The sequence below is a fragment of the Cryobacterium sp. M91 genome (assembly GCF_002929615.1).
In the GTDB taxonomy this organism is placed as follows: Bacteria; Actinomycetota; Actinomycetes; order Actinomycetales; family Microbacteriaceae; genus Cryobacterium; species Cryobacterium levicorallinum.
This window is the reverse complement of the sequence record NZ_PJJT01000078.1, coordinates 58,919-82,709: the sequence shown is the minus strand read 5'-3', so window position 1 is coordinate 82,709 and position 23,791 is coordinate 58,919. Positions and strand designations below refer to the sequence as shown.

The following is a 23,791-nucleotide window of genomic DNA, read 5'->3' as shown; positions in this document are numbered from 1 at the left end:
CGCAATCCGTTTGAGACAGCGTGTCGCAAATTTACCGGCGTTGGCTACGCGAGCGGATGCCCGCGCAAGGTGTGCGTCCGCCCGACTCGGGCTACGGTGTCGGAATGACACTTGACGAGCACGGACCGGCGTGACGACCGACCAGGAGCTCGACGCGATCGTCGTCGGATCCGGCCCGAACGGACTCGCCGGGGCGGTCACGCTCGCCCGCGCCGGGCTCAAAGTGCGGGTCTACGAGCGCAATCCTCAGATCGGCGGCGGGGCGGCCACCGCCGAGCTCACCCTGCCCGGGTTTCACCACGATGTGGGGAGCGCCGTGCACCCGCTCGCGCTGGCCTCCGAGTTCTTTCAAAAGTTCGGCCTCAAGGATCGCATCGAACTCAGGGTTCCGGAGATCTCCTACGGGCATCCGCTGCCCGGCGGCCGGGCCGGCGTGTCCTGGCACGACATCGAACGCACCGCCGCCGGCCTCGGCAGTGACGGCCCGGCCTGGCTGAACCTGCTCGGGCCGCTCGTCGACCAGATCGGAGCCATCGCCGAGCTGACCGGGGATGCGCTGTTGCGCGTGCCGCGGCATCCGCTCACGCTGGCCCGCTTCGGGCTGCGCACGCTGGAGCAGGGCAGTCCGGTTTGGAACTGGCGTTTCACCGGGGAAACCGCGCCGGCGCTGCTCACCGGCACGTTTGCGCACTCGATCGGGCGACTGCCGAGCCCGTCGACCGCCGGCGCCGGGCTGACGCTCGCGGCGCACGCGCACGCCGGCGGCTGGCCGATTCCTACCGGCGGCAGCGGTGCCATCGTGCGGGCCCTCGCCGACGACCTGCTCGCGCACGGCGGCGAAATAATAACGGATGCCGACATCGTAAGTCTCCGAGAGCTGCCGCCGGCACGCGTGACGCTGCTCGACGTGACCCCCCGCGCCCTCGTGGGCCTCGCCGCCGGCGCCCTGCCCGACCGCTACGCGGCCGCCATGACACGGTTTCGCTACGGAAACGCCGTCGCCAAGGTGGATTTCGCGCTCTCCGAACCGGTGCCCTGGACCGCCGCGGACCTGCGGCGAGCGCCGACCCTGCACGTCGGCGGCACCCGCGCCGACCAGGCCCGCGCCGAAAACGCCGTCGCCCGCGGCCGGCACGCCGACTCCCCCTACGTGCTCGCCGCGCAGCCGAGCATCCTCGACGCCACCCGCGCTCCCGCCGGCAAGCACGTGCTCTGGGCCTACACACACGTGCCGGCTGGCTCGACCCGCGACCAGACCGAGCAGATCACCCGGCAGATCGAGCGCTTCGCCCCCGGCTTTCGCGATGTCATTCTCGCCTCGGCTGGGCAGACCGCCGCGCAGATGCAGAACCACAATCCCAACCATGTCGGCGGTGACATCGCGGCCGGAGCCATCAGCCTCGCGCAGCTGCTGCGTCGTCCGGTGCTCTCGGGCGATCCGTGGCACACCCCGTTGCCCGGCGTCTACCTCTGCTCGTCGTCGACATCGCCCGGCCCCGGCGTGCACGGAATGTGCGGCTACCGCGCCGCCCTCAGCGCCCTCCGCCACGAGTACAACATCACGACGCCCCCCGCCCTCTCCCCCTAACAACCCGCGAGAGCGCAAAAAGTGCCCGATTGGGCACTCCAATCGGGCACTTTTTGCGCTCTCGCGACAAACCGAAGGAGACCCGATGGCTGTGAACTATCGAAAATTCCGCTGCACTCCCGAGCAGGTCTTCGCGGTGCTGCACAACGGATGGCTCTACCCCACCTGGGTCGTCGGCGCGAGCCGCATGCGCGACGTCGACACGATCTGGCCCGCGGTCGGCAGCCGTCTGCACCACTCGGTCGGAGTCTGGCCGGCCCTGCTCGACGACAGCACATCCGTACTCGAATGGCAGGCGCCCCGCCACGCCCTGCTGCAGGCCCGCGGCTGGCCGATTGGCGAGGCCCACGTGTCGATCGACATTCAAGATCACCCAAACGGATGCCTCGTGCGCATGACCGAAGACGTCGTCGCCGGCCCGGCACGCCTGGTTCCCACCACCCTGAGCGATCTGGCCATCCGCTACCGCAACTCGGAGACCCTGCGCCGCCTCGCCTACCTCGCCGAGGGCCACGCCGACTAGTTGTCCCACGAGAGCGCAAAAAGTGCCCGATTGGGCACTCCAATCGGGCACTTTTTGCGCTCTCGCGATAGGGGTGAGAACAACACCGGTAATCTGAAGCCATGTCCGCCGTGCAGAGTCGCCTCGTCATTCGACTCTTCGCGACCTTCGTCTGGTTCACCGTTCTGGCCGGCCAGTTCTGGCGCAACCTCGGCGGCTGGTGGGGCTTCGGCGCCATCGCCGTGATCGTGGTCATCGGCAGCGTGATCGGCCTGAGCACCCAGCGCCACAACGCCCGCCGCCGGGCAACCGCCAACGCAGCTACAGCCACAGCAACCCGCCTAAACGCAGCCCCCGCAAACGCGTCCGCAGTCTCCTCGCACGCTGACACGGAAGCCTCGGTCCCGGTACATGCCGACGGCGCAGCCGCGGTTTCAACGACCGCAGCGCCCACACCAGCCCAGGACGACACCCCCACCGACCGCGACATCGCCCGCGGAAACACCTACCAGGCCGCCCTCGCCCCCGCACTGAACTGGCGCAAGTTTCCGAAGACCATCACCGCGTTCCTGCTGCTGGCCACCCTGTCGATCGCGTGGTCGTATTACCCGGGGGCATCCGCTCTGGGAATCACGCTGCAACTCATCACGACCCTCGCCGCCCTGTTCCTGGCCGTGACCCTCACCTGGCCGGAGCTGCTGCGTACCCTGGCCGGCGCCCTGCGCTGGATACTCGCGCTGAGCCTCGTATTCGAGCTTTTCGTCGCCGTCGTCATCCGAAATCCGGTACTGCCGTTCTTCGTTGACTACGGCAACGCCAAGGTTCCCGACGCTTTCTACTGGTCACAGGGCCTGCTGCTCGCCGGCGGCCCCATCGAGGGCATCGTCGCCAACCGCAACCTGCTCGGATTCATCGCGCTAACAGCCATCATCGTCTTCATCGTGCAACTGAGAGCCGGCCTCGTCAAGCGCGGCGCCGGCCTCGTCTGGCTGGGCCTGGCCGTCGGGATGCTGCTGCTCACCCGCTCCGCCACGGTCACCGTCTCGCTGGTCGCCGTCGTCGCAGCCCTGTTGTTCGCCCTCTGGGCCCGACGACTGCACGACCAGCACCGGCGGCCGCTGTATCTCGTGGCCGCGGCATCCGTTCTGGCGGTGGCAGCGACCCTCGCGCTGTTCTCGTCGCAGCTGTTCGGGCTGCTCGGCCGCAGCGAGGATCTCACCGGTCGCTTCGACATCTGGGCCAGCGTCACCAATCTCGCCCAGGAACGCCCCGTCTTCGGCTGGGGCTGGGTGAGCTATTGGGTGCCGTGGGTCGAACCGTTCAACGACCTCGCCGTCCGCAAGGGCGTCACCTACCTGCAGGCGCATAACGCCTGGCTCGACGTGTGGCTGCAGCTCGGCATCGTCGGCGTGATTCTGTTCGCCGCCCTGGTCTTCTCGACCCTGTGGCGGGCCTGGTTTCTCGCCGTCGACCGTCCGCGCCTCGGCATCGAGGACACCGAACCGTTCGCCGTCTCCGCGCTGCTGCCCCTGCTGCTGCTCGCCGCGCTGATTGCGCAGAGCGTGGCCGAGAGCCGGCTGCTGATCGAGAGCGGCTGGGTGATTCTCATCGTGCTCGCCGTCGTCACCAAACGGCAGCAGCACGCGCCCAGGCCGATGCCGTGACCTGCGCGCGGTAAATTAGAGGATGACCACCCTGCCTGAGGACCTGCGCCGGGTGTTCGCGTCGCCGAAATTCGCGGCCGCACTCACGCTCATTATTCTGGCGACCGCGTTCAGCACCCATCTGCTGCGCAGTGTCATGGGCTGGGCCGGGCTCATCGGCATTCTCGGCGGCCTGGTCGTTCTCGCCGTGCTCTCCCTGCTCGCCCGCCGCCCCATCGTGGAGTGGCACGGCCTGCTGCCCATCTCGATCATCGTATTCGTGGCCTGGTGCGCGCTGTCCAGTGTGTGGAGCGGCTACACAGCCTCGACCATCATCGGCGTCAGCTACCAGGTCACCGTCGGATTCCTCGCCATCTACGTGGCCCTCGTGCGCGACACCTTTCAGGTGGTGCGCGCCACCGGCGACGTGCTGCGCGTGCTGCTCGGCCTCTCAATCGTGCTCGAAGTGCTCTCCGGCCTGCTGCTCGACCTGCCGATCGCCTTTCTCGACGTGGTCGGCGATATCGACCAGCTCGGCCCGATCCAGGGCATCTTCGGCTCCCGCAACGTCTTCGGACTCATCGCGCTCATCGCCGCCGTCACCTTCTACGTCGAGCTGCGCGCCCGGTCGATTCCGCGCAGCCTCGGCCTCGGCTCGATGTGGCTGGCCGGCATCTGCCTGGTACTCACCCGCTCCCCCGTCGTGGTCGTCGTCGCGATCTGTGTCACCGTCGCAGCGCTGGCGCTCTACCGGTTGCGTCGCACCCCCGTTGCTGGCAGACGGATGCTGCAGCTCGGCCTCCTGAGCGCGGCCCTCGTCGCCGCCGGCGCGGCCTGGCTCGGTCGCACGGCCATCATCGATACCCTCAACGCGGGCAGCGAGTTCGAAGCGCGGTCCTCGCTCTGGAGGGAGATGTGGCGGCTGGTGGAGCTGCATCCGCTTGAGGGCTGGGGCTGGGCCGGATTCTGGCCGCAAGACGTCACACCCTACGGCTGGCTCGAATTCACCACCGGACGGATGCACCAGACCGGCCTCAACGCCTACCTGGACGTGTACTTTCAGGTTGGATTGATCGGCTTTCTCGCTTTTCTCGCCCTGGTGCTGCTGGCCTTTGTGCGCTCCTGGCTGCTCGCCTCGAACAAGCGCTCGCTGGTCTACGTCTGGGCGCCGCTCATACTCGTCACCCTGCTAGTGAGCAGCGCGGCGGAGAGCACGATTCTGTTCGAGTTCGGCTGGCTGCTGCTGGTGATCTGTTCGGTCAAGGCCGCGCAGAGCCTGAGCTGGCGCAGCGCCCTGCCGCACAAACCGCACCCCGACGCCCCGTAACGCGATCGATTCGGCAGCTCCACCCCTTGGGTCCCAACTGCTACGCCTGCTACAGTGACGGCATGAGAACAATCGCTCATCGCGATTTACGCAACAACAGTGCCGAGGTGCTCCGGGCCGTCCGGGATGGCGAGACTCTCCAGGTCACCAATCACGGCGAGGTCGTCGCCGTACTGTCCCCACCGCCCGTAGTGCCGCTCGGCGGGATTCGACACCGCCCGCCACTGATCCGCGGCGGGTTTTCAGCCCTGCCGCTCTTCAAGATTGCAGTGAGCACCGAGTCCGCTCTGGAAGAGCTGCGCGCCGAGCGTTGATTACCTACCTGGATACCTCTGCCGTCGCAAAGTTGCTCGGAGACGAGGCAGAGAGCAGTGCTCTCCGGAAGCACCTGGACGACAGGGTCGCCGGCGGGGACGCCGATCTGGTCTCGGCCTTTCTCGTGGAAACCGAATTACGGCGCATAGCCACGCGAACAGGAATCCCGCAGACCGCGGTCACTGACGTGCTCTCACGGTTAGCCCTGATGGACATGAACCGCAGCGTCTTTCGCGAAGCCGGACTCCTCAGCGGCGCCAGCTTGCGGAGCCTGGACGCCCTCCACATCGCCGCGGCGCTTCAAGCGGGAGCGAACGAGTTCATCACGTACGATGCTCGACAGCAGACGGCAGCCGACGCCGTCGGCCTGCGCGTACGCACCCCCGGGCGCAGCACCGACTAGGTGCTACGTCACAGCGTTCGAAGTTTGGGCCGAAGGTACGTCAGACCGGCTGCACAAGATCCCGCAGCACATCCTGTAGCCCCAGACCGAACCGGGAGTAGTCCCCCGACCTCCATCCGCGCACAATCGGCCCAACCCGCAGCAACCGCGCCACCGGCAGCGCGCTGCGCCGCGCCTCGTGCGCGAGCTTCGCATCAATCAGCGCCAACACCGAAGCGGATGCCTCCGGCTCGAACGTCGCCGCCCGACGCTGCAGCTCGGCGGCTCGCGCCAACAGCCGCGCGTTGCGTGCCGTGCGCGGTGCCCGCAGCCGCCCGAGCTTGCCGGAGGCGTCGAGCGTGGTCACGCCGATCTGGTTGCCTCCGTGCTGCCGATAGTCGGTGAGTGGCTCTTCGAGCAGGTCGACCAGACCGGTCGCTGCGGCGACCATGGCCATCCACTCATCGTGCACCCACGCGGCGGGGAACGGCCGTGAGCGCTCGACCAGCTCTCGCCGAACCATCATCGTTGCGCCGGTAACGATATTGCGGCGAAGATAAGCGTCAGTCGCGTGCCCCGCGTGCACAGCCGCGCGGTCGGCATCCGACACACCCAAGGTTTGCAGCAAGGTGAGACCCAGAGGAGCGCCGGCAGCATCAACGAGCCGCGCGTCGGCGTGCACCATCTGCAATGCCGGTCGACTGGTGAACTCGGCCACCATGCGCTCCACCCGGTCGGGCCACCAGACGTCGTCCTGGTCGCAGAGCGCGATGAGATCGCCCGTGCAGGCCGCGAGGGCCTTCTCGAAGTTAGCCGTTACCCCGAGGGCTGTTGCGTTCGTCAGCACAAGAACCTCCACGGCAGGCGCGGCTGAGATAACTCGCTGAACGACGTCCAACGTCTCGTCCGTCGAACCGTCGTCGGAAACCACAATCTCGTCGGGTCGCAACGATTGCCCCAAAACGCTGAGCAGTTGCTCTTCAAGATAGGCGGCGCCGTTGTAGGTGCACAATGCGACTGAGACACGCGCGGCCATTAGCTACGCTTCACACCAACCGACAAGACACCAAGGAACATACCGGCCATGATCGTCTGCGCCCCAAGCATCATGAGCAATGCTGCCGGAATTGCCGCTCGGAGCGTGGCACCCGCCTCGAGGGGGCCGAAGCCGTTCGAGGCCCAACCAACGAGCTGAGCAACAGCTACGCCGAGTCCGACGACAAAGAGCAAAAGGCCGACGATAGCGCCACTCTCGAGGCTAATGCGCTTCTGCAAGCGATCGAAGTTGCGGCTGCGAGGGATGCGAAATCCTTCACGCTGCGCATAAATCTTCGTGAGAATGGCAAACAATACCGACTGGTAGCCCACCACGGTGAGCGCAGCGAGATAAAGCTGCGACGAATAGGTGAAGCCGACCCGGCCAACAACGACGGGACCGAATCCCAGCAACATCACGCCGACAAAACCAAGCACGAATGCGGCCGTCCCCGGAATCAAGAACAGCCAGCGGGGGCTGAAGATCAGCAGAAAACGCAGGTGGCGCCATCCGTCATGCCAGCTGCGCAGGTGAGGAGGGCGGCTCCGGCCGTCCTTCTTCAGAGTGGTCGGAACTTCACTGACGCGGAGCGCCCCCAAAGTCGATTTGACGACGACCTCGCTGGCGAATTCCATGCCGGTCGTGACCAATCCCAGACTCAGGATGGACTCACGATTGAAACCTCGAAGCCCGCAGTGGAAGTCACGAATCTCGGAACGAAACAGCATACGTCCGATCGTGGACAGAACGGGGTTACCGAGGTACTTGTGTAGCGGCGGCATAGCTCCCGGCTCGATACCTCCACGAAAACGGTTACCCATCACGAGTTCATCGCCCGCGCGCAGGCGTTCAACGAACGGCTCCAAGTTGTCGAAATCGTAGCTGTCGTCGGCGTCGCCCATGATCACGTAGGTGCCATACGCCGCGGTAATGCCCCCCATTAGCGCACTGCCATAGCCCTTGGCTTCGACCGCGACGACCCGAGCGCCGCGCTCTTCCGCGATCAGCTGCGAGCCATCGGTGCTGCCATTGTCAGCAATGACAACCTCACCAACAACGCCGGACCGCTTGAGGTACCCCATCGCTTTGCCGATACATACTGCCAAAGTCTCGGCCTCATTGAGGCAAGGCATGACAATCGAGAGTTCAATAGTGCTGGTGTCGAGCATTGCATCCTTTTGTGTTGCGAAGACGGCTTTTCAGCCTATCGGATCATAAGTCGTCGCCCGCAGGGTGGGCATTCTCTGGGGCAGGAGCGACACCACCACAACCCCGAGTGCAGTCACGGTATAGCCGACAGTGACGCCGATCGAGGCCGCGATAGTTCCCGTCCACAGGGGCGTAACAACGATCATAGTTCCGAGTCCAACGGCCAGTCCCGTGATGGAGAAGACCGTGGCAGAGACAACACGATTGCTGGTGAGAAGGTACGCGGTCGCGACCAGCCCGATGGAGAATGCAAAAATACCTGCCAACAGCATGGACATGATTGTGGATGCGCCGTCATATTGGCTTCCGAAGACCACGTTCACGATGAGGGGACTCGCGAGGGTAACCGCGCCAAAAACAGCCGCAAGTCCAGCCGCCATACCCGCCAAGACCAGAACATATCGACGGCGGGTTCCAGCTGGATCCGTTGCCAACCATTCTGAGAAACGGGGAATTAGAACTTGAGTGACTGCCTGGCTCAGCATCGAGGCGGGAGTCGCGAGCGACATCGCCGCAGCGAACAAGCCCGCCTTAACCGGCGATTCAACAATAAATACGTAGACCATCGCGAATTGAATCAGACCGTTTGAAGCCAGCAGCCCCAGGGAATTCCACGACGTCAGCTTCAAAATGCTCGTCGGTTCAACAATACTTTCTTGTCGCAATCCCTCGTGTCCATGCTGCGCCCGCAGCCAGGTCTGAATACCGAAGATTGCATAACCGATGGTGATCGGCCACAAAAGAGCCCACGACAGCCCGGCCCAGAGCACGACAGCAAGCAACGTCATGGTGGCAAGCGCCGCCACGACGTCCCATATGGCTGCTCGTTCAATTCGCCCGAGGCCCACTTCAATTCCCCGCGCCAAGATGTACCCAGAATAGGAAACGATCAGGGCAGCGATCACCACGACGTCGGCAAGCTCCGCTCCCAAAGCCAGGATGCTAATGGGTATCCCGATGGCAAGCATCACAACGCACGAGAGCCAGAATGTTCGCAGGATGAGTCGCATGGAATGGACAGGGGTGTGACCTAACGAACGCGCGTGTGCAAGAAAATGTGACGCCGCGTTCCCTGCTCCCGTCGGCCACAGCAGGGACAGGATGAGCGCCAGAGCCAACCAGGCCGACACGTGCGCGAGATCGCCGGGCCCCATGAAGCGCCCGATCAGCACGGAGTATCCGAAGCGAGACAGACCCAGCACAAGTACGCCTACTGTGGAGACAGCGGCCTGGGACGCGAGTGCGGATCGATTCACCTACAAATGCTACCCGGCAGCAGTGCAGGCACGAGCCATTCGGTGTGCCGCCCGACAAAGGAGCCTCAACGTGACACTGGACATCATGATGCCCTTCTACGGCCGAGCGGACCATTTTCGCGCCGCGGTCGACAGCATCCTCGCCCAGACTGACCCTGACTGGAGGTTGGTGGTCATTGACGATCACAACCCCGAGGAGGCTCCCGGACAGTGGCTGGTCGAGCTTGGAGACCCGCGAATCCGGTACGTCCGTCACACGGTGAATGTGGGCATCAACGCAAACTTTCAGAGCGCCATCGACCTAGCTGAGGCTCCTTGGCTTACGATTTTCGGTTGTGACGACGTCATGCTCCCCGGTTACGTTGCGCGTATCAAAGAATTGATCGACATGCACCCCGAGGCCACCTTCATCCACCCGGGAACGCGGGTAATTGACGAAAATGGCGATGTCACGATGAACCTCGTTGATCGAATGAAGGCGGTATATCGCCCACGCTTCCACGGTTCCCTCGAGCTTTCCGGTGAGCGGATGGCGCTCAGCCTCACCCGAGGCAACTGGATGAACTTCCCGGCCATAGCGTGGCAGCGGGATGCTATTTGTCGTATCGGATTCCGCCCCAATTACAAAGTTGTTCAAGACCTCGCACTCGCCATCGATCTAGCATTTGCGGGTGCACGACTGGTCGTCGATGATCAAGTGGTATTCGAGTATCGGCGTCACTCAGGCAGCGTGTCGTCGTGGCGTGCAGCCGAGGGCAGCCGGTTTGCCGAAGAGCAGGCGTTTTTTCGGGATCTTACACGAGAATTTTCCAATCGAGGCTGGCGACGTGCCGCCCGGGTGGCGCGCACGCATGCTTCATCGCGGATTAATGCGATGACCAGGATCCCCGAGGCGGTAGCGGCACGTAACAGCTCAGGCCTGCGAGTTCTCGTTCGGCACGTTCTAGGACTCAAGGTGAGTATGGTGGCGCAGGACTCCTAGCTGTTCGGTACGACCTTGTAGATAAACATTTGTGACTTCGGTAGGTCGAAACCCGACTCTGTGGACAAACAAGCGTGGTCAATGCGCTGGTCGGTCGATAGCACGTATTGAATATTTTCCTGGGCGAACTGTGAGCATGCGTCGAACGTAACGCTGATTTGGTCTGCCGCGGGATTCGATACAACAGGCTCCCCCAGCGCTGCTGTCCAGCTCACTCCGGCGAGGCGATTCCATTGAAACTCGTAAGCGTCCGCCGGGTCGACAGCCGCCCACATCTGCTGTGACGGCGCGCCTTGAAAACCGTTATAGGCGCGCACACCAGATTCAAGCAGCATTGCGGTTGTCAACCCGCTACCGACCCCCACCCAGGTCTGCGGGTTTGCTTCATCAATAGCCATGATGGCCTGCGAGACGTCTGTTTCGCGCAGGTCAAGCACGCCGCGGTACACCGGGTTCGTGAGTGCGCTCCCAGCTACGGTGACAATGAGAAATGCTGCGGCACCGAGCCGCGGCTGTCGCCGGGCGAAGAAGAAAATTGATGCAGCAGACAAGGTGGCCCAAACCCACCATAGTTGCGCCGTCTCCAACATCGCGGGGAGCCCGCGAAGAGCCACGTATCCGATGAGCAATTGAGATGCTAAAAACAACCCCGCAGGAATAATTGCGAGCCACCAACCGGCCCGCAACCGGTACTTGTCCAGATAGCTGACAACGTAAGCCAGCAGCCCGATTGAGGCCAGCCCCATGCCTAAGCGAACACGGTTTCCGGTTGTTTTGTCGAGCAGAAGGAGCTTCGACAGACCGTCCCAGCCGGGGAGAAAAAGGTAGGCAAGAAACAGCACCACAACGAAAATCAGGCCGACCAGGGTCCACGGTACGGACCTCTTTGCTTTCATCTCCCGGGCAATGATCCAAATGACGACTGGCAGCAGAAAGATCCCAATATAGAAAAAAGTGGATGCCTCAGAAGAGTTGGCGCCCAAAAGCCCCGCGCGCTGGTCGTTGAGTGATTGTGTGAACGACGATCCGACAGCTGACATGAAACTCGGCAGATCGCCCATTCCGGGCGGCGACGAGCGGTCTCCAGGGTAGGCCGTTCCAAGAAACGCATCCACAACAGTGCGCTTGGAATACAGCCAGAGACCGGTAACCGCGGATGCGACGAGGCCCCCGGCCAGCAGTGGAGCTATGCGCTTGAAAACACCACCTCGGAAGGGCCTCTGTCGAAGGTGATCTACGAGCTGACCAACGGCAAAGAAGACGACCACCAGAACGGCAGGCACTATGAATGGAACGTAGATCCCCGTCGCCATTACAACAGTCAGATATCCGACGATGCTTGCCCAGATCCATCGTGATGCCACCGATGAGCTCTTGAACGCCCAAACTAAGGCCGCCATGCTTGTCAAAGCCCACACTGCGGGCCAAAGAGTCGTGGATAAATACCACCATTGGAAGAGCGGGCTAAAGAAAAACCCGACGGAAATCATGGCCACAACGATTGGACGACGGGGAATGACCGACACGAGAAACACGTACGCAGCCGCGATGAGCGCCAATCCCGGCAGCCACCATTTGAAGGCTATGGCGTGGTCCACGTCCATCACCATGAAACCCCATAGGTGCGGGCGAAAGGCAACGGTCCAGTCCACGCGCGGGAGGTCCTGAGGCAGGGTGGCGTCCATCCCGCCCGGAAACGTCGCATTGGTGAGTGGAAGGCCCTGCTCTACTTGGGCGATCGCCCACACTGTCTGCACGTTCCACTCGTCGGATCGAGTGGCCTGGGGCTGGCCGGCGATCAGGTCAGGGTCACTCCCGTACGAGATCTGGTCGTGGAAGACCCCCGAGGAAGATCCATTGATCCCGAGCGCCACCAGCACGATTCCCACCAGCACGAGTAATGCCGGCAGAGCCAGAAGCACTCGCACCCGAGGCAGATTGTCGCTTTTCGGTGAAATGAACCGGCGATATCGGGCGAACCACTCAGCCGAAGCTGATGGTGCTCCCCCCGTCTGAAACGATGACACATTTTCCCCTTGCTCGATCAAGCCTGAGATCCGCGAGGAGACGCGGTGAACCCAAGTTTCAACAGTAGGCGATCGATTCCGCTATCGGATTCGAATATCCCAGACGACATTGCTGCGCAGCACCTTCGCCGGTTGCCCACCGATAACGGAGTTGTCGGGAAAGGTCTTGCCCGTTACGAGCGACCTGGCAGCGACCACAGAGTCACGTCCAACGCGACTCCCTCCCAAGATCAGCACCTCGGCGCCCAACCAAACTCTGTCGTCAATGACGATACTTTCGGCAGGATTCAGTCGCTCGCCAGTGTCCTTGTCGAGGATGGAGTGCATGTCGGACGTCCACACATCACCCCCGCCAAACAGACAGTGACTTCCGATGGTGATAGAAGACGGCTCGTGCATGAATAGCCGGAGTGCACCGTTGACCATCATCCCTTCGCCAAGGATCAGGTGGCAGTCGTCGGACATAAATATTTGCAATGTCGTATTCAAGGTGGCAAGCCCGGAAAGGTCAATCGAACAATTGGAACCGCTGGTAATAGAAATTCGAGCCAGAACGGTTTCGGAAACTCCGTCTGTAACCACGCTCGTTCCGTGCCCTAACTCCCAATTCTGCGAATAAGAAGGCTCGTGCACCACTTTGGTCCTGTTGAAGAATCTCATACTCGAGGCAGCGTCCCTTCCCACGACCTGACTGTACCGGAGCCCTCCCGAAAGATGATGACTCCGCGCGCGGATATGTCGATCACTTTCGACGGCGCAGTCTGCTCTGAACCTTCTTGACGACCACGCGCGGTCCACCGGCACGCAGGTAGTGCACGAGGAGACCGATGTCGTGCCGAATGCCATGTTTCGGCGGGCGAACGAAGGTACGACGCACAACGCCGTTTCCGGCTGCCACGACGCCGCTCTCGATCAGGTCGGGAGCGTGGCGAGGATCAGCAACAAAACTGACCAGCGGTTCCAGCACCGTTTGCCACTCGTACTCAGCGCGAACCCGCTTGATGTTTCTGCGTGCGGCCTTGATGAACGTCTCGTCGAAGAGCACCTTTTCCAGGGCATCCGTGAGCGCCGCGACGTCGCCAGAGGGAACGACGATGCCGAGCTTCTCCGCTGCGACGAGTTCCGCGAAATGATCGCCTTCGGTGACCACCATCGGCAGCCCGGCCCACAGGTAGTCGAGAATTCGGGTGCGGAAGGAGAAAGTGGTCTCGACGTGCGCGAAATGCGTGCTGACGCCGGCATCCGCTTCACCGAGGTAGTTGTGCCGTTCGGCGTAGTCAACCCAGGAGGCATTGAAGAAGACGGCACGATCCAGCACGCCGAGCTCACTGGCCAGGGCACGCGACTCGGCGACGATTCCCATCTCGGGCACGCCGGGGTGCGGGTGCTTGGTGCCCTGAAAGAACAGCCGAACGTTGTCGTGGCGCGTTGACAGATCGGCCACGGCAGAAATCAGTGTCTTCGGGTCAAACCAGTTGTACAGCCCACCGCTCCAGAGCAGCAGTTTGTCGTCGGCACCGATTCCGGGCAGCACGCCCTTGAGCACGGGGCTGGTCGCTGGCGGAAAGACGGGGTTGAGGCCGAACGGCACGACGTTGATGAGGTCGGTGAGGTCGGGGTCGTCGGCGTAGTTTGCCGGGTTGACGCGACCCAGCGCTGCGAGCTGTCCCAGATAGAAGTGGCGCTGGCGTTCAGACGCACAGAGAAAGAAGTCTCCGCGAGCGAGTTGCTCATTGAGTACGTCGGTGGCGTCGGAGACCTGCCGCTTCCACTGCTCCGTGCCCTGCTCCCGGCCCTGTTCCAGCTGCTCGAGGTGCATCGGGTCATAGATATCGGCGACGATGATCTTGTCGCTCTTGCGCAGGGAATCAAACAGCGCCATGGCGAGGCCCTGGAAGACGATCACGTCACTGGCCGATTCCAGTTTGCGCATGGCCCGGTCATCGCCCGGTCGCACGTGCACGATCTCGAATGGGGCAGAGACCGGCTCGGCTCCCGCCAGAGTCACGAGAGTCACGGCGTTGTCCTTGGAAAGCGCCTCGGCCATGTGCCAGGCACGAATGGCCGGACCCGCCATCTTGGCGCCGATCGGGTCGCCGGTAATAATGAGCACCCGGTTCAGCACGGGCACCTCGGTCACTCCGAAGGCCTGAATGATCTTGTCGTAGCCCTCGAGGTAGTGCTCGGTGGGGTAGGAGGGAGCATCCGTTTCAACGAAAAGCGGCCAGATACGGTTGTCGGCTACCACGCGGCTCGACTGGATCTCGTTGCGCGAGATCAGCAGCGAGGGAAGATTTTCGACGAACTGATCAATCGCGTACATTCCAGCGACGGTCTCTTTTGCCACCGTGGTGTCTGGCCCGTTGTCGGCGCCTTTGCGCAAATCGAATTCGGTGGAGTCGAGGCTTCCGCGCGCTACGGCGCGGCGCACGGCCAGGGCCAATGTGGCGGGGAACGTTTTGGCCAGAGCTTCGTCGCCGAGGTTTTTGTACTGCGTGAACAGGGCGTTGCGCTCAAGAAGATAAGTCTCCTTGAACGATCCGTACGAGCCCATGGACGCGTGGTGTTTGTGGAAGGCGATGGATGCCGGCGCATACGCATAGCGGTATCCCTTGAGGTTGAGCCGCCAACCCAGGTCGACGTCTTCAAAGAACATGAAGTAGCGCTCGTCGAAGCCGCCGAGCTCGTCATAGACATCCCGGCGAACGAACATGGCCGAGCCAGTGCCGAACAGCACGTCCTGCTCAACATCCGGCGTTGTCGGTAGCGGCTGCCCGGTGAGGGGCTTGTAGCCCATGCCGAACCAGGTCATGGCCGACCCGATGTAGTCCACCAGAAGGCCATCCCAGTCGACAACCTTGCTGGCAACCGCGCCAATACGAGGAGATTTTTCGAAGGTCGCCACGGCCGCGGCGATCCACTGCGCATCCGGCTTGGCGTCGTTGTTCAGAAACGCCAGGTACCGCCCGGAGCTCGCTGCCACGCCCAGGTTGCAGCCGCCGGCAAACCCGAGGTTCTCCTTCGAGACGATCAGTTTCACCTGCGGCGCAGCGGCTCGGAGCCGCTGTTCGCTGTCATCACCCGAGGCGTTCTCCACGATGATGATCTCGAGCTTGTTTTCGGGCCAGTTCAGGTTCTTGAGGTGCTCGAGCGCCTCGATCGTGTCGTCGGTGCCTCGGTAGTTCACGAGCACAACGGAAACGACACCCGGTCGGAGCTTGGTCATGCGGGCCTTTCTTGGTGGGAGAATAGTGTGATTAACACTACCAACGGGCGGGGAATGCATGTCCCGCGCCCATATGGTGCTCAGCTCAGGCGCGAAATGAGCCTTCGAGCAAACGACCCAAATTTACGACGACGGATTAGGTGCACAGCTTGGAACTTCGAGAACTGATCCGGATACTCCTGCGAGCGTACAGAGTGATCGTGGTCACGATAGCTATATGTCTAATACCGGCGATCGCGGCGATGTTCCTTCAGACACCCTCGTACCACGCCGCGACTTTGATCTACGTCGACGTTGAAACGATTTCAACCAGCTCCATCGACGAGCTCAGCCAAGCGGTCGAAACGGCAAATGCCCGAACCATAACTTTTAAGCAGTTGATTTCGACCCCGCTGGTGCTCTCGCCTGTCGCTGAGGGATTGATACTCGGCATCTCCGGTGAAATGCTTGCATCACACGTCACCGCGCAGTCAGCGCTCGATACTTCGATCCTCGAAATCAACGTCACGTGGTCGGACCCTGAGACGGCCGCCACGATCGCGAACCGAATAGCCACGGAAGCCATCTCAACGTTTGCTCTGGCCGCAGGGACTCCTTCACACTTGAAACTTATTCAGGTCCAACCTGCAGTCGCTCCGACCGCGCCCATCACGCCGAACCCTCCGCTCTTGCTGGGCTTGGCGATCTTCGGAGGCCTACTCCTTGGTTCCGCGCTTGTTCTCTTTCGACAGGGATGGACGCGCACGATCTACTCCGTCGAGCAGATCGAGGCTGCCACTACAATTCCAATTCTGGCAACTGCACGTTCCGGCGAATCAGCAGAAACGGACCTCATCGCAGGAATCATTCAGACTGCGAAGCGGTTTCGAGAAGTTCATTCCATTGCCCTCGTATCGGCGGGTGAACGCCCCGGAAAGTCGGTGCTAAGCGAACGCCTTTCCCTGGCACTCGGTGACCGCTATACGGTTGTTGATTCTCCGGCAAGGCTGGGGAGTCGGGAAGCCTTGGAGTCCCCCGACCGAGTAGACAGCGCTGTGGTCGTGGTGTGCCTCGGCAAGGACACAATCCCTGGAATCAACGTTGTGCTCGCGCAACTTGAACTTCTGGCCGTTCCCGCAGGCGGAATCATCGTACTTACTCAGAACGGCTCTGTTCCTCTGGGCCGATTCGCCCGAAGTCCACGCGATGACAGGTAAGTTCTTGCCCGCCCGCGCCCCTTCACAGTTACTGGAAAAATTCCACGGCAAGGGCCCGGCCCGGGCGACATCCGTTCTCGCCGCACTCGGCCTGACGTACATCATGCTTCGCCCTGTTTCGAACAATTTGGTGCTCTACTCCGTTTTCACAATCATTGGATTTCTGGCCGTAGCTTCCCTCATGCGAGGGCGCAAAATTGCACCCGAACTCATCGCTATTGCACTCGCCATCGCAATCCTCGCGGCCTACGGAATCGCCATTGGCGGCTCAAACCCAGGCCTGCCCTACACCTTGCTCATCTGGGTATTGGCACCAGGACTGCTTCTGGCCTGCGCAGCAGCTGCAACGCCGTTCGCGCTCGAAGTCCTTTTTTGGGGGGCAGCTGTCGCTACAGTTTTGGTGTCGATGACCCTGATTCTCTTCGTCTACGGCGAGTCAGGCGCCATTCCGCAACTAGTTCCGCCCTGGTTAGAAGAACAGACAGGATTGGGAGCGACGTTCTTTTTTGACGGCACTCAAGCACGTTCTTTTGGTCTCTCCTCTCTGACCGCATTGGGGCCTCTGTGGGTCGCCTCATTGCTAGTGCAACGGCCGCCACTGCTGCCGCCTTGGCCCATTCGGCTTTTCTGCGCGGGCATCGCCCTCGCAGCCGCCATGGTTTCCAGCCGAAGCGCCATCATGATCGTGATGGTGCTAACGCCGCTCATCGTCCTGATGGTTCACGTTTATCTTCGCGCTGGCCCCCGCGTCTCCGCGACTGTTCGTCCCCGAACCGCTGCAATCGCATTATTTAGCGGCGCAATTTTGGTCGGCGCGATTGCAGTTTTCGCTCCAGCGATCGACTTCTTTGCACCTCTCAAGACGACCTTGCGATCGATTTCATCCTTCTTCACCGGAACCTCGGCGAGCCTGAATGCCGACGAAAGTATCCGAACCGACGAAGCCTCACAGCTCACCCAGGCGTGGACAGTGAGTCCTATCTTTGGAAGCGGCTTCGGCACACAGATCCCCGGCTACGCCCGTACGTCAGAACGACCGTGGGTGCTTGAGCTGCAGTATCATCTCTTGGCATTCAACGTTGGGCTCGTCGGCCTGCTACTGCTCGTCATGACCCTCGCTGTCGGCTTCCTTCTCATCCGGAGATCGGTGGCTCACTCACTCCGGTTCAAACCCACGGTTATCGTCTTTTTGTCCACATCCATCGCCATGCTGGTGGGCAACGCGACCAACCCGTATTTGCAGGCCCCAGGGCATATGTGGGCCATATTCCTTCCGCTCGCCGCCGCGAGCGCCTTTCTCAATCAAGAGAGCTCTCACGTGCAACGAGCCAGCGACGCTTGACACCGGAATTCAAGTCAGAAACTCCACTGTCGCTCAGACCACAATCGATGACGATGAACCGACGTGGACGGTGCGGATAGCGCACGCATCATGATCCACTAGCGCCGGTGCCGCCTTGATTTCCAGTAGGAAAAGGTAGTCACCAGCCCCTGAGCCACGAGAGGAAGCATCACAAATAATGCCATGAGTTTCAGTCGTCCCGAAGTTCCATAGTCCGACAACGTCCAAGTCATGCTAAGAATTAAAAAGGCAATGGGGATCACCAGCACGAGAGCCTGAAGCCGGTTTTTCGTGGCGAAAAACCCCACCAAGGCAAGAACAAACGCAACAACCCAGATGAGTCCATCCGCGATAAAAATCACATTCATGTGGGACCACTCCCACACGAACGGCCCGAACATTACGCTCGCTCCCGAAGCGAATTTATGGGCGATATAACCTGCTATCCCATCGCCGACATCGAAATAGGAAAAGGCTCCTGATGCCGAACCTCCGCTCGTAACGACGCCTGAACCAGTAGAAGTCGGCGGCGTCCGCGTGACCGCGCCGGAAACTTTCGAAGTGATTTCGGCAGCACCCGGCAACAAGAGACTTGAGAGCCACAGTCCGAAGCCGAACAGAACGGGGAGAATGATTTTCCGGCGCACGATCACCATGACGATAAGACACGCTCCAGCGAAAATAACGGCTATCGTGCCTCGAGCGAAAAAGAACAGGACCAACGAAACCGACAGAGTTGGAACCCATACCAGCATTCGTTCATCCGAGCAGATCTTCGCGAGCGCGAGAACGCTGATCATGATGAGAAACCAAACAAGGCTTTCCCTGAGCAAGATGACTCCCCAGAAGAGACTCTGGGGAACTAGGGCGGTTATCCATGCTGTGGTGTTGCGGGGAAGGGACAGCGAAGAAGCAAGTGCCGCGGAGATAACGGGAAGTGCCGCCAGCAGAATGACGTTCAGGGCGATAGCAATTCCAGGTTCAATTCCAAAGACCGAATATATGCCATTGAGCATGTAAACCCAGAGTTCTTTGCCCGCTGCGATCCCCCGCTGCGAGTCGCCGTGTAACATCTCCATCGCTTGCGTGTGATACACAGAAGCGTCTGTTGCGGTGATCCCGAAGGCAAGAAATATATAGATTGCGCTCGCGCTGTGCATCACGAGCGACGTCGCCGTCGGGCCTATGACCTTGGCACGCCAAGCGAGAGGCCCGAGCAGAAGTGCCCCTAGTATCAGCGAGGCGATTAGGGAAAACATTTTAGTCCTTTACATATACGTCTTCGAAGCCTATCGGCTGCCGTCGGTACGTAGAGCGTCCGTGCCCGGCTGGTCCAAACTGCAGATTTGGACTGACTGGACGGGCTGGATATGGTTCGCGAGCTGAAATGCCGCTGCGCCTGTCGTCACGGGCTAATCGGCTAGAGACCGTCGGCAGTGGGAAAGAGTTTGAGCCTGACGGCGTTCGCGTCGTCGGCAAGCTCCCGGTGGTGTGGGAGAATCAGGGGCCATGAAAAAACCAAACTACCGGCGTCGGGTGTATCTCCGAGTCGCTCCCCTACGAACGATGTTCGGTGGCCAATTCGTCTTCGACTCAGCCGCTTGGACCCTCGCGATCATTCTCGCAGTGTTTTTTCGCTACGAATTTTCAGTCCGTCAGGTAAATTGGGTGTCGCTGTTGATTTTGTGCGCCGTCGCAATTGTTCTCCAGTGGAGCATTGGACGGCTGCTGCATTTGTACCGCGGGCGGTTCAGGGTTGGCACGTTCCACGAGGTCCAAGCCCTCGCCCTAACGGCGAGCAGCGTCGCTGTGGTCATCGGCGTCCCCGTCCTCATTTTCGGCACCGTCATGCACGTGCCCAGAAGTTCAGTTCTCGTGGCATTGCCGATCGTGCTCGTTCTCATGGGGGGGGCGCGGTACCTTCGCAGGCTGGCCGCCGAGATCAAGGCAAAACCGGGCGAAGAGGCCGAACGCGCAATCATTTACGGCGCAGGATATCTAGCCGGTCACCTCGTGCCACAAATGCTCACGGACCGGCATTCCAAGTACCTGCCCGTGGCGCTCGTGGACGATAGCCCCGCCAAACGCAATTTTTCCGTCCACGGAATCCACGTCATGGGTACTCGAGATGATCTGACCGATATTGCACAGCGCACTGAGGCAACCTCGCTGATCGTCTGCGTGGCCCGGGCCGATGCTGCGCTCATCCGAGACATCACGGACGCAGCAGGCCATGCCGGCCTCCGCGTTCTCGTGCTTCCACTGATGGAGAAACTCCTAGAGGGCGGCTTCGGCGTCGGCGATCTCAAAGACGTATCTATAGAAGACCTCATCGGCCGCAATCCCGTCGACACGGAAGTAGAGTCGATTGCCGACTACCTCACCGGCAAGCGGGTCTTGGTTACCGGCGCCGGCGGGTCGATTGGCTCCGTGTTGTGCAGGCAGATCGCCAGGTTCGGCCCGGCCGAGCTCATGATGCTCGACCGCGATGAGTCCGGACTGCAAGCGACGCAGATCACCATCGACGGCAACGGCCTGCTGGACTCGCGAGACGTCATTCTGGCGGACATCAGAGACCCCGAAGCGCTGAATAAGATCTTCACCGAACGCCGCCCCGAAGTCGTCTTCCACGCGGCTGCCCTGAAGCATCTGCCGATGCTTGAGCAGTACCCCGACGAGGCGTGGAAGACCAACGTCATTGGTACCCTCAACGTGCTTCAGGCGGCGCGGTCGGTCGATGTGGGCACATTCATCAACATTTCGACGGACAAGGCCGCGAATCCGACGAGCATTTTGGGTCATTCCAAACGGGTCGCCGAGAAGCTCACCTCCTGGACAGCCGTCGCCACAGGGCGGGCATATCTGTCTGTGCGGTTCGGAAACGTGATTGGCAGCCGAGGTTCGATGCTTCCCACCTTCACCTCCCTGATCGAAGCGGGCGGCCCGGTCACGATCACACACCCTGACGTCACACGATTCTTCATGACTATCCCGGAAGCGTGCCAGCTGGTGGTGCAAGCTGGAGGGATCGGCCGTCCTGGCGAAGTGCTCATTCTTGACATGGGCGTCCCCGTTCGCATCCTCGACATTGCCCAACGCATGATCGCCATGTCCGGCAAGAAGATTGAGATTGTCTACACTGGGCTGCGTCAGGGCGAAAAAATTCACGAGGTCCTTCTTGGCGACACCGAGTCAGACTCCCGTCCCCTGCACCCGAAGATTTCCCACGCCATGGTCGATGCCCTCGACCCCAAGAACCTTGACAAGCCCGAATGGGACCGACGGGCCGGAGTCGCTACGCCCTACCGCCGCGCAACGGAGTCGCGAACAGAATGAATCACCGCCTGTATATGTCTGCCCCTGATGTGGGCGAGTTGGAAGAGCGCTACGTACTGGATGCGATGCGCTCAGGTTGGATCGCACCTTTGGGACCCGACGTGAATGCGTTCGAGGAGTCGTTGGCTGCCCTCACGGAGCGCTCCTACGCGGTAGCGCTGAGTTCCGGAACCGCCGCCCTGCACCTGGCGCTTTTGGCGCACGGGGTGAAACCAGGAGACATCGTTCTGACCTCGACGATGACGTTCGCGGCAACAGCAAATGCCATTCGATACGTGGGTGCGCACCCGTACTTCATCGATTCCATTGAATCAACGGGAAACATGGACTCGGCGCTTCTTGAGGAAGCCCTCACCGACCTAGAAGCAAGCGGTCAGCGACCCGCGGCTCTGCTTCCTGTCGACCTACTCGGCAAGGTTGCCGATTACCCGGCGATAGCTGCCCTCGCAGAACGCTTCGACATTCCCCTCATTTCTGATGCAGCGGAGTCGCTCGGCGCCAGTCATCTCGGCCGACCGGCGGGATCCTTCGGCGCAATAGCGGCAATCTCATTCAACGGCAACAAGATCATGACCACGTCTGGTGGAGGGATGCTCCTCACCGACAGCGCCGACATTGCCGATCGCGCGCGTTACCTCGCGACTCAAGCGCGCCAACCCGTGCCGCACTACGAACACACCGAGATCGGCTACAACTACCGGCTGAGCAACATCCTGGCTGCTCTCGGCCGTGCCCAGTTGGTAAGGCTCCCGACCATGATCGCTCGGCGCCGTCAGATTCGCGAGATGTATCGCGCGCTGTTTGCGGACGTCGCGGGCGTGGAGATCTTTGGGGGCACGACTGACTCCGAAGATAATTTCTGGCTCACCTCCATCTTGGTGAACCCAGGAGTCACCGGCTGGCCGGCTGGCGAGCTGTCGGCCGCTCTCGCCACCGATAACATCGAGAGCCGCCCGCTGTGGAAGCCCATGCACCTGCAACCGGTCTTCGCGCAGGACCGTTCGCTGGTCAATGGTGTCTCGCAACGCCTGTTCGAAACCGGAATCACCCTGCCGAGTGGCTCCGTGCTCAGCGATGCGGACGTCGAGCGCATTAGTACCCGAATACGCGGCTTTCTCGGTTCGAAATGAGCGCGGCTCATGTATTGGCGTACGATCGCTTCAAGCGCTCCGGCGACGTAATTCTCGCCTGCGGTGCTCTGATTGTTTCGCTCCCGATTCAGGTGGCAGTCGGCGTACTTGTGGCGGCGAAACTCGGCCGCCCCGTACTGTTCAAACAGGCCAGGCCGGGTTTGAACGGCGACGTCTTTACCTTGTTCAAATTTCGCACGATGAAGAACACGGCACCTTGTCGAGGCATGGTCACCGACGAGCAGCGACTGACGTCGTTCGGCCGTGCCTTGCGCGCCACGAGCCTTGATGAGCTTCCGACGCTCGTCAACGTGATCCGCGGCGATATGAGTCTTATTGGCCCACGTCCACTCCTCGTGGCTTACCTCGACCGCTACACGCCCGTGCAGGCCCGCCGTCACGAGGTTCGCCCCGGAGTGACCGGCCTCGCCCAGGTATCGGGTCGCAACGCTTTGAGTTGGGAACAGAAGTTTGCACTCGACGTCTACTATGTCGAACACCGTTCCTTTGCTCTTGACCTCAAGATTCTGCTGAAGACAGTGGGGGCGCTGACCCGACGCGATGAGATCAGCGCCTCAGGCAACGCAACCATGCCCGAATTTTTCGGCTCTCCGACCGAACCAGAGACACGATGACACGGGCACTGGTCATTGTCGGTGCCGGAGGATTCGGCCGTGAGACCCTTGACGTCGTAGCTGCACTCAACGGGGCGTCAGCGGTGCCGCCGTTCCGCGTGGTCGGCGTGGTCGATGCCAAACCGAGCAGCGTCAATCTCACTAGGCTCCGCTCCCTCGGCATCTCGTATCTTGGGACCGAAGCCGATTGGTTTCGTCAGGGGCAGACGGCAGATTTCCTGGTGGCCATCGGGGCCCCGGCCGTGCGGTCGACTGTGACGCGGGCTTTCCTCAAGGCAGGATTCACAGCTGCCACTGCAGTGCACCCCTCGGCCGGAATCGGCGCTGATTCTCAGATCGGGCCTGGAAGTATTATCTGTGCCGGCGTGCAGGTTTCCACGAACGTGCGGCTGGGCAGCCATGTTCACCTCAACCCTAATGTGACCATTGGTCACGATACTGTTATTCACGACTTCGTCTCCGTCAACCCGGCCGCCGTCGTATCCGGTGACGTCACCGTGCAGTCCAGAACGCTCATCGGCGCCGGTGCCGTCGTGCTTCAGGGCCTCAGCCTCGGGTCAGACAGCACAATCGGTGCGGCCGCCTGTGTCGTGCGGGACGTACCGGACGCCACTACCGTCAAGGGCGTCCCAGCTCGCTAGCTCGAATGTCACAGATCA

At 61.5% G+C, this 23,791-nt stretch carries 20 protein-coding genes; 13 read left to right on the top strand and 7 right to left on the bottom strand.

The window, feature by feature from the left end:
* Positions 1-130: 130 nt before the first annotated feature.
* From CXY80_RS06385 to CXY80_RS06360, 6 genes are all read left to right on the top strand, one after another.
* Entirely contained in the window at positions 131-1,588 is a 1,458-nt protein-coding gene (locus CXY80_RS06385; RefSeq protein WP_104132004.1) for an NAD(P)/FAD-dependent oxidoreductase, read from the top strand.
* Positions 1,589-1,673: 85 nt separating this feature from the next.
* Positions 1,674-2,111, top strand: coding sequence for an SRPBCC domain-containing protein (locus CXY80_RS06380; protein ID WP_104132003.1), 438 nt, complete (start codon positions 1,674-1,676; stop codon positions 2,109-2,111).
* 101 nt (positions 2,112-2,212) lie between these two features.
* Positions 2,213-3,754 (top strand): O-antigen ligase, encoded by a 1,542-nt coding sequence (locus tag CXY80_RS06375; RefSeq protein ID WP_104132002.1) that lies wholly within the window; start codon positions 2,213-2,215, stop codon positions 3,752-3,754.
* Between the two features lie 22 nt (positions 3,755-3,776).
* Complete coding sequence (locus CXY80_RS06370) at positions 3,777-5,060, top strand: O-antigen ligase (protein WP_092452612.1); 1,284 nt, start codon at positions 3,777-3,779, stop codon at positions 5,058-5,060.
* A 62-nt stretch (positions 5,061-5,122) separates the two neighbouring features.
* The gene (locus CXY80_RS06365; RefSeq protein WP_092452609.1) at positions 5,123-5,374 is read left to right on the top strand and encodes a type II toxin-antitoxin system Phd/YefM family antitoxin; all 252 of its coding nucleotides are present in this window, start codon (positions 5,123-5,125) and stop codon (positions 5,372-5,374) included.
* On the top strand, positions 5,371-5,778 hold the full coding sequence (locus tag CXY80_RS06360) for a type II toxin-antitoxin system VapC family toxin (RefSeq protein ID WP_092452606.1): 408 nt from the start codon (positions 5,371-5,373) through the stop codon (positions 5,776-5,778). Before CXY80_RS06365 ends, CXY80_RS06360 begins: the two co-directional genes overlap by 4 nt.
* Before the next feature lie 40 nt (positions 5,779-5,818).
* On the opposite strand, the gene CXY80_RS06355 is transcribed toward CXY80_RS06360, so the two are convergent.
* The 3 genes from CXY80_RS06355 to CXY80_RS06345 are packed head-to-tail and all read right to left on the bottom strand — an operon-like array spanning position 5,819 to position 9,258.
* Positions 5,819-6,793, bottom strand: a complete 975-nt coding sequence (locus tag CXY80_RS06355; protein ID WP_104132001.1) for a glycosyltransferase family 2 protein — start codon at positions 6,791-6,793, stop codon at positions 5,819-5,821.
* Positions 6,793-7,962, bottom strand: coding sequence for a glycosyltransferase family 2 protein (locus CXY80_RS06350; protein WP_104132000.1), 1,170 nt, complete (start codon positions 7,960-7,962; stop codon positions 6,793-6,795). The genes CXY80_RS06355 and CXY80_RS06350 overlap by 1 nt, the downstream gene beginning before the upstream one ends.
* 30 nt (positions 7,963-7,992) lie before the next feature.
* Positions 7,993-9,258 (bottom strand): lipopolysaccharide biosynthesis protein, encoded by a 1,266-nt coding sequence (locus tag CXY80_RS06345; protein ID WP_104131999.1) that lies wholly within the window; start codon positions 9,256-9,258, stop codon positions 7,993-7,995.
* A 70-nt stretch (positions 9,259-9,328) separates the two neighbouring features.
* Here CXY80_RS06345 and CXY80_RS06340 point away from each other — a divergent pair, with 70 nt between their 5' ends.
* A complete protein-coding gene (locus CXY80_RS06340) occupies positions 9,329-10,240 on the top strand; it encodes a glycosyltransferase (protein ID WP_104131998.1) in 912 nt (303 codons plus the stop codon).
* Here the strand turns inward: CXY80_RS06340 and CXY80_RS06335 are convergent.
* From CXY80_RS06335 to CXY80_RS06325, 3 genes are all read right to left on the bottom strand, one after another.
* A complete protein-coding gene (locus CXY80_RS06335; RefSeq protein WP_146070694.1) occupies positions 10,237-12,168 on the bottom strand; it encodes a hypothetical protein in 1,932 nt (643 codons plus the stop codon). The genes CXY80_RS06340 and CXY80_RS06335 overlap by 4 nt on opposite strands.
* 180 nt (positions 12,169-12,348) lie before the next feature.
* Complete coding sequence (locus tag CXY80_RS06330; protein ID WP_146070693.1) at positions 12,349-12,849, bottom strand: acyltransferase; 501 nt, start codon at positions 12,847-12,849, stop codon at positions 12,349-12,351.
* 160 nt (positions 12,850-13,009) lie between these two features.
* Positions 13,010-15,493 carry a glycosyltransferase gene (locus CXY80_RS06325; protein ID WP_104131995.1) on the bottom strand — a complete coding sequence of 828 codons (2,484 nt, stop codon included), beginning with the start codon at positions 15,491-15,493 and terminating at the stop codon, positions 13,010-13,012.
* 149 nt (positions 15,494-15,642) lie between these two features.
* Here CXY80_RS06325 and CXY80_RS06320 point away from each other — a divergent pair, with 149 nt between their 5' ends.
* Positions 15,643-16,689: a YveK family protein gene (locus CXY80_RS06320; protein ID WP_158251586.1), complete on the top strand. Its 1,047-nt coding sequence runs from the start codon at positions 15,643-15,645 to the stop codon at positions 16,687-16,689.
* Positions 16,679-18,031, top strand: coding sequence for a hypothetical protein (locus CXY80_RS06315; protein WP_104131993.1), 1,353 nt, complete (start codon positions 16,679-16,681; stop codon positions 18,029-18,031). The genes CXY80_RS06320 and CXY80_RS06315 overlap by 11 nt, the downstream gene beginning before the upstream one ends.
* 98 nt (positions 18,032-18,129) lie before the next feature.
* On the opposite strand, the gene CXY80_RS06310 is transcribed toward CXY80_RS06315, so the two are convergent.
* Entirely contained in the window at positions 18,130-19,290 is a 1,161-nt protein-coding gene (locus CXY80_RS06310; protein ID WP_104131992.1) for a hypothetical protein, read from the bottom strand.
* A 250-nt stretch (positions 19,291-19,540) separates the two neighbouring features.
* On the opposite strand from CXY80_RS06310, the gene CXY80_RS06305 reads away from it, so the two are divergent.
* The 4 genes from CXY80_RS06305 to CXY80_RS06290 are packed head-to-tail and all read left to right on the top strand — an operon-like array spanning position 19,541 to position 23,773.
* Positions 19,541-21,367: a nucleoside-diphosphate sugar epimerase/dehydratase gene (locus tag CXY80_RS06305; protein WP_199182235.1), complete on the top strand. Its 1,827-nt coding sequence runs from the start codon at positions 19,541-19,543 to the stop codon at positions 21,365-21,367.
* Between the two features lie 14 nt (positions 21,368-21,381).
* Positions 21,382-22,497 (top strand): DegT/DnrJ/EryC1/StrS family aminotransferase, encoded by a 1,116-nt coding sequence (locus CXY80_RS06300; RefSeq protein WP_369828644.1) that lies wholly within the window; start codon positions 21,382-21,384, stop codon positions 22,495-22,497.
* Positions 22,494-23,132 carry a sugar transferase gene (locus CXY80_RS06295; protein ID WP_104131989.1) on the top strand — a complete coding sequence of 213 codons (639 nt, stop codon included), beginning with the start codon at positions 22,494-22,496 and terminating at the stop codon, positions 23,130-23,132. The genes CXY80_RS06300 and CXY80_RS06295 overlap by 4 nt, the downstream gene beginning before the upstream one ends.
* Positions 23,129-23,773: an acetyltransferase gene (locus tag CXY80_RS06290; RefSeq protein WP_104131988.1), complete on the top strand. Its 645-nt coding sequence runs from the start codon at positions 23,129-23,131 to the stop codon at positions 23,771-23,773. The genes CXY80_RS06295 and CXY80_RS06290 overlap by 4 nt, the downstream gene beginning before the upstream one ends.
* Positions 23,774-23,791 lie beyond the last annotated feature (18 nt).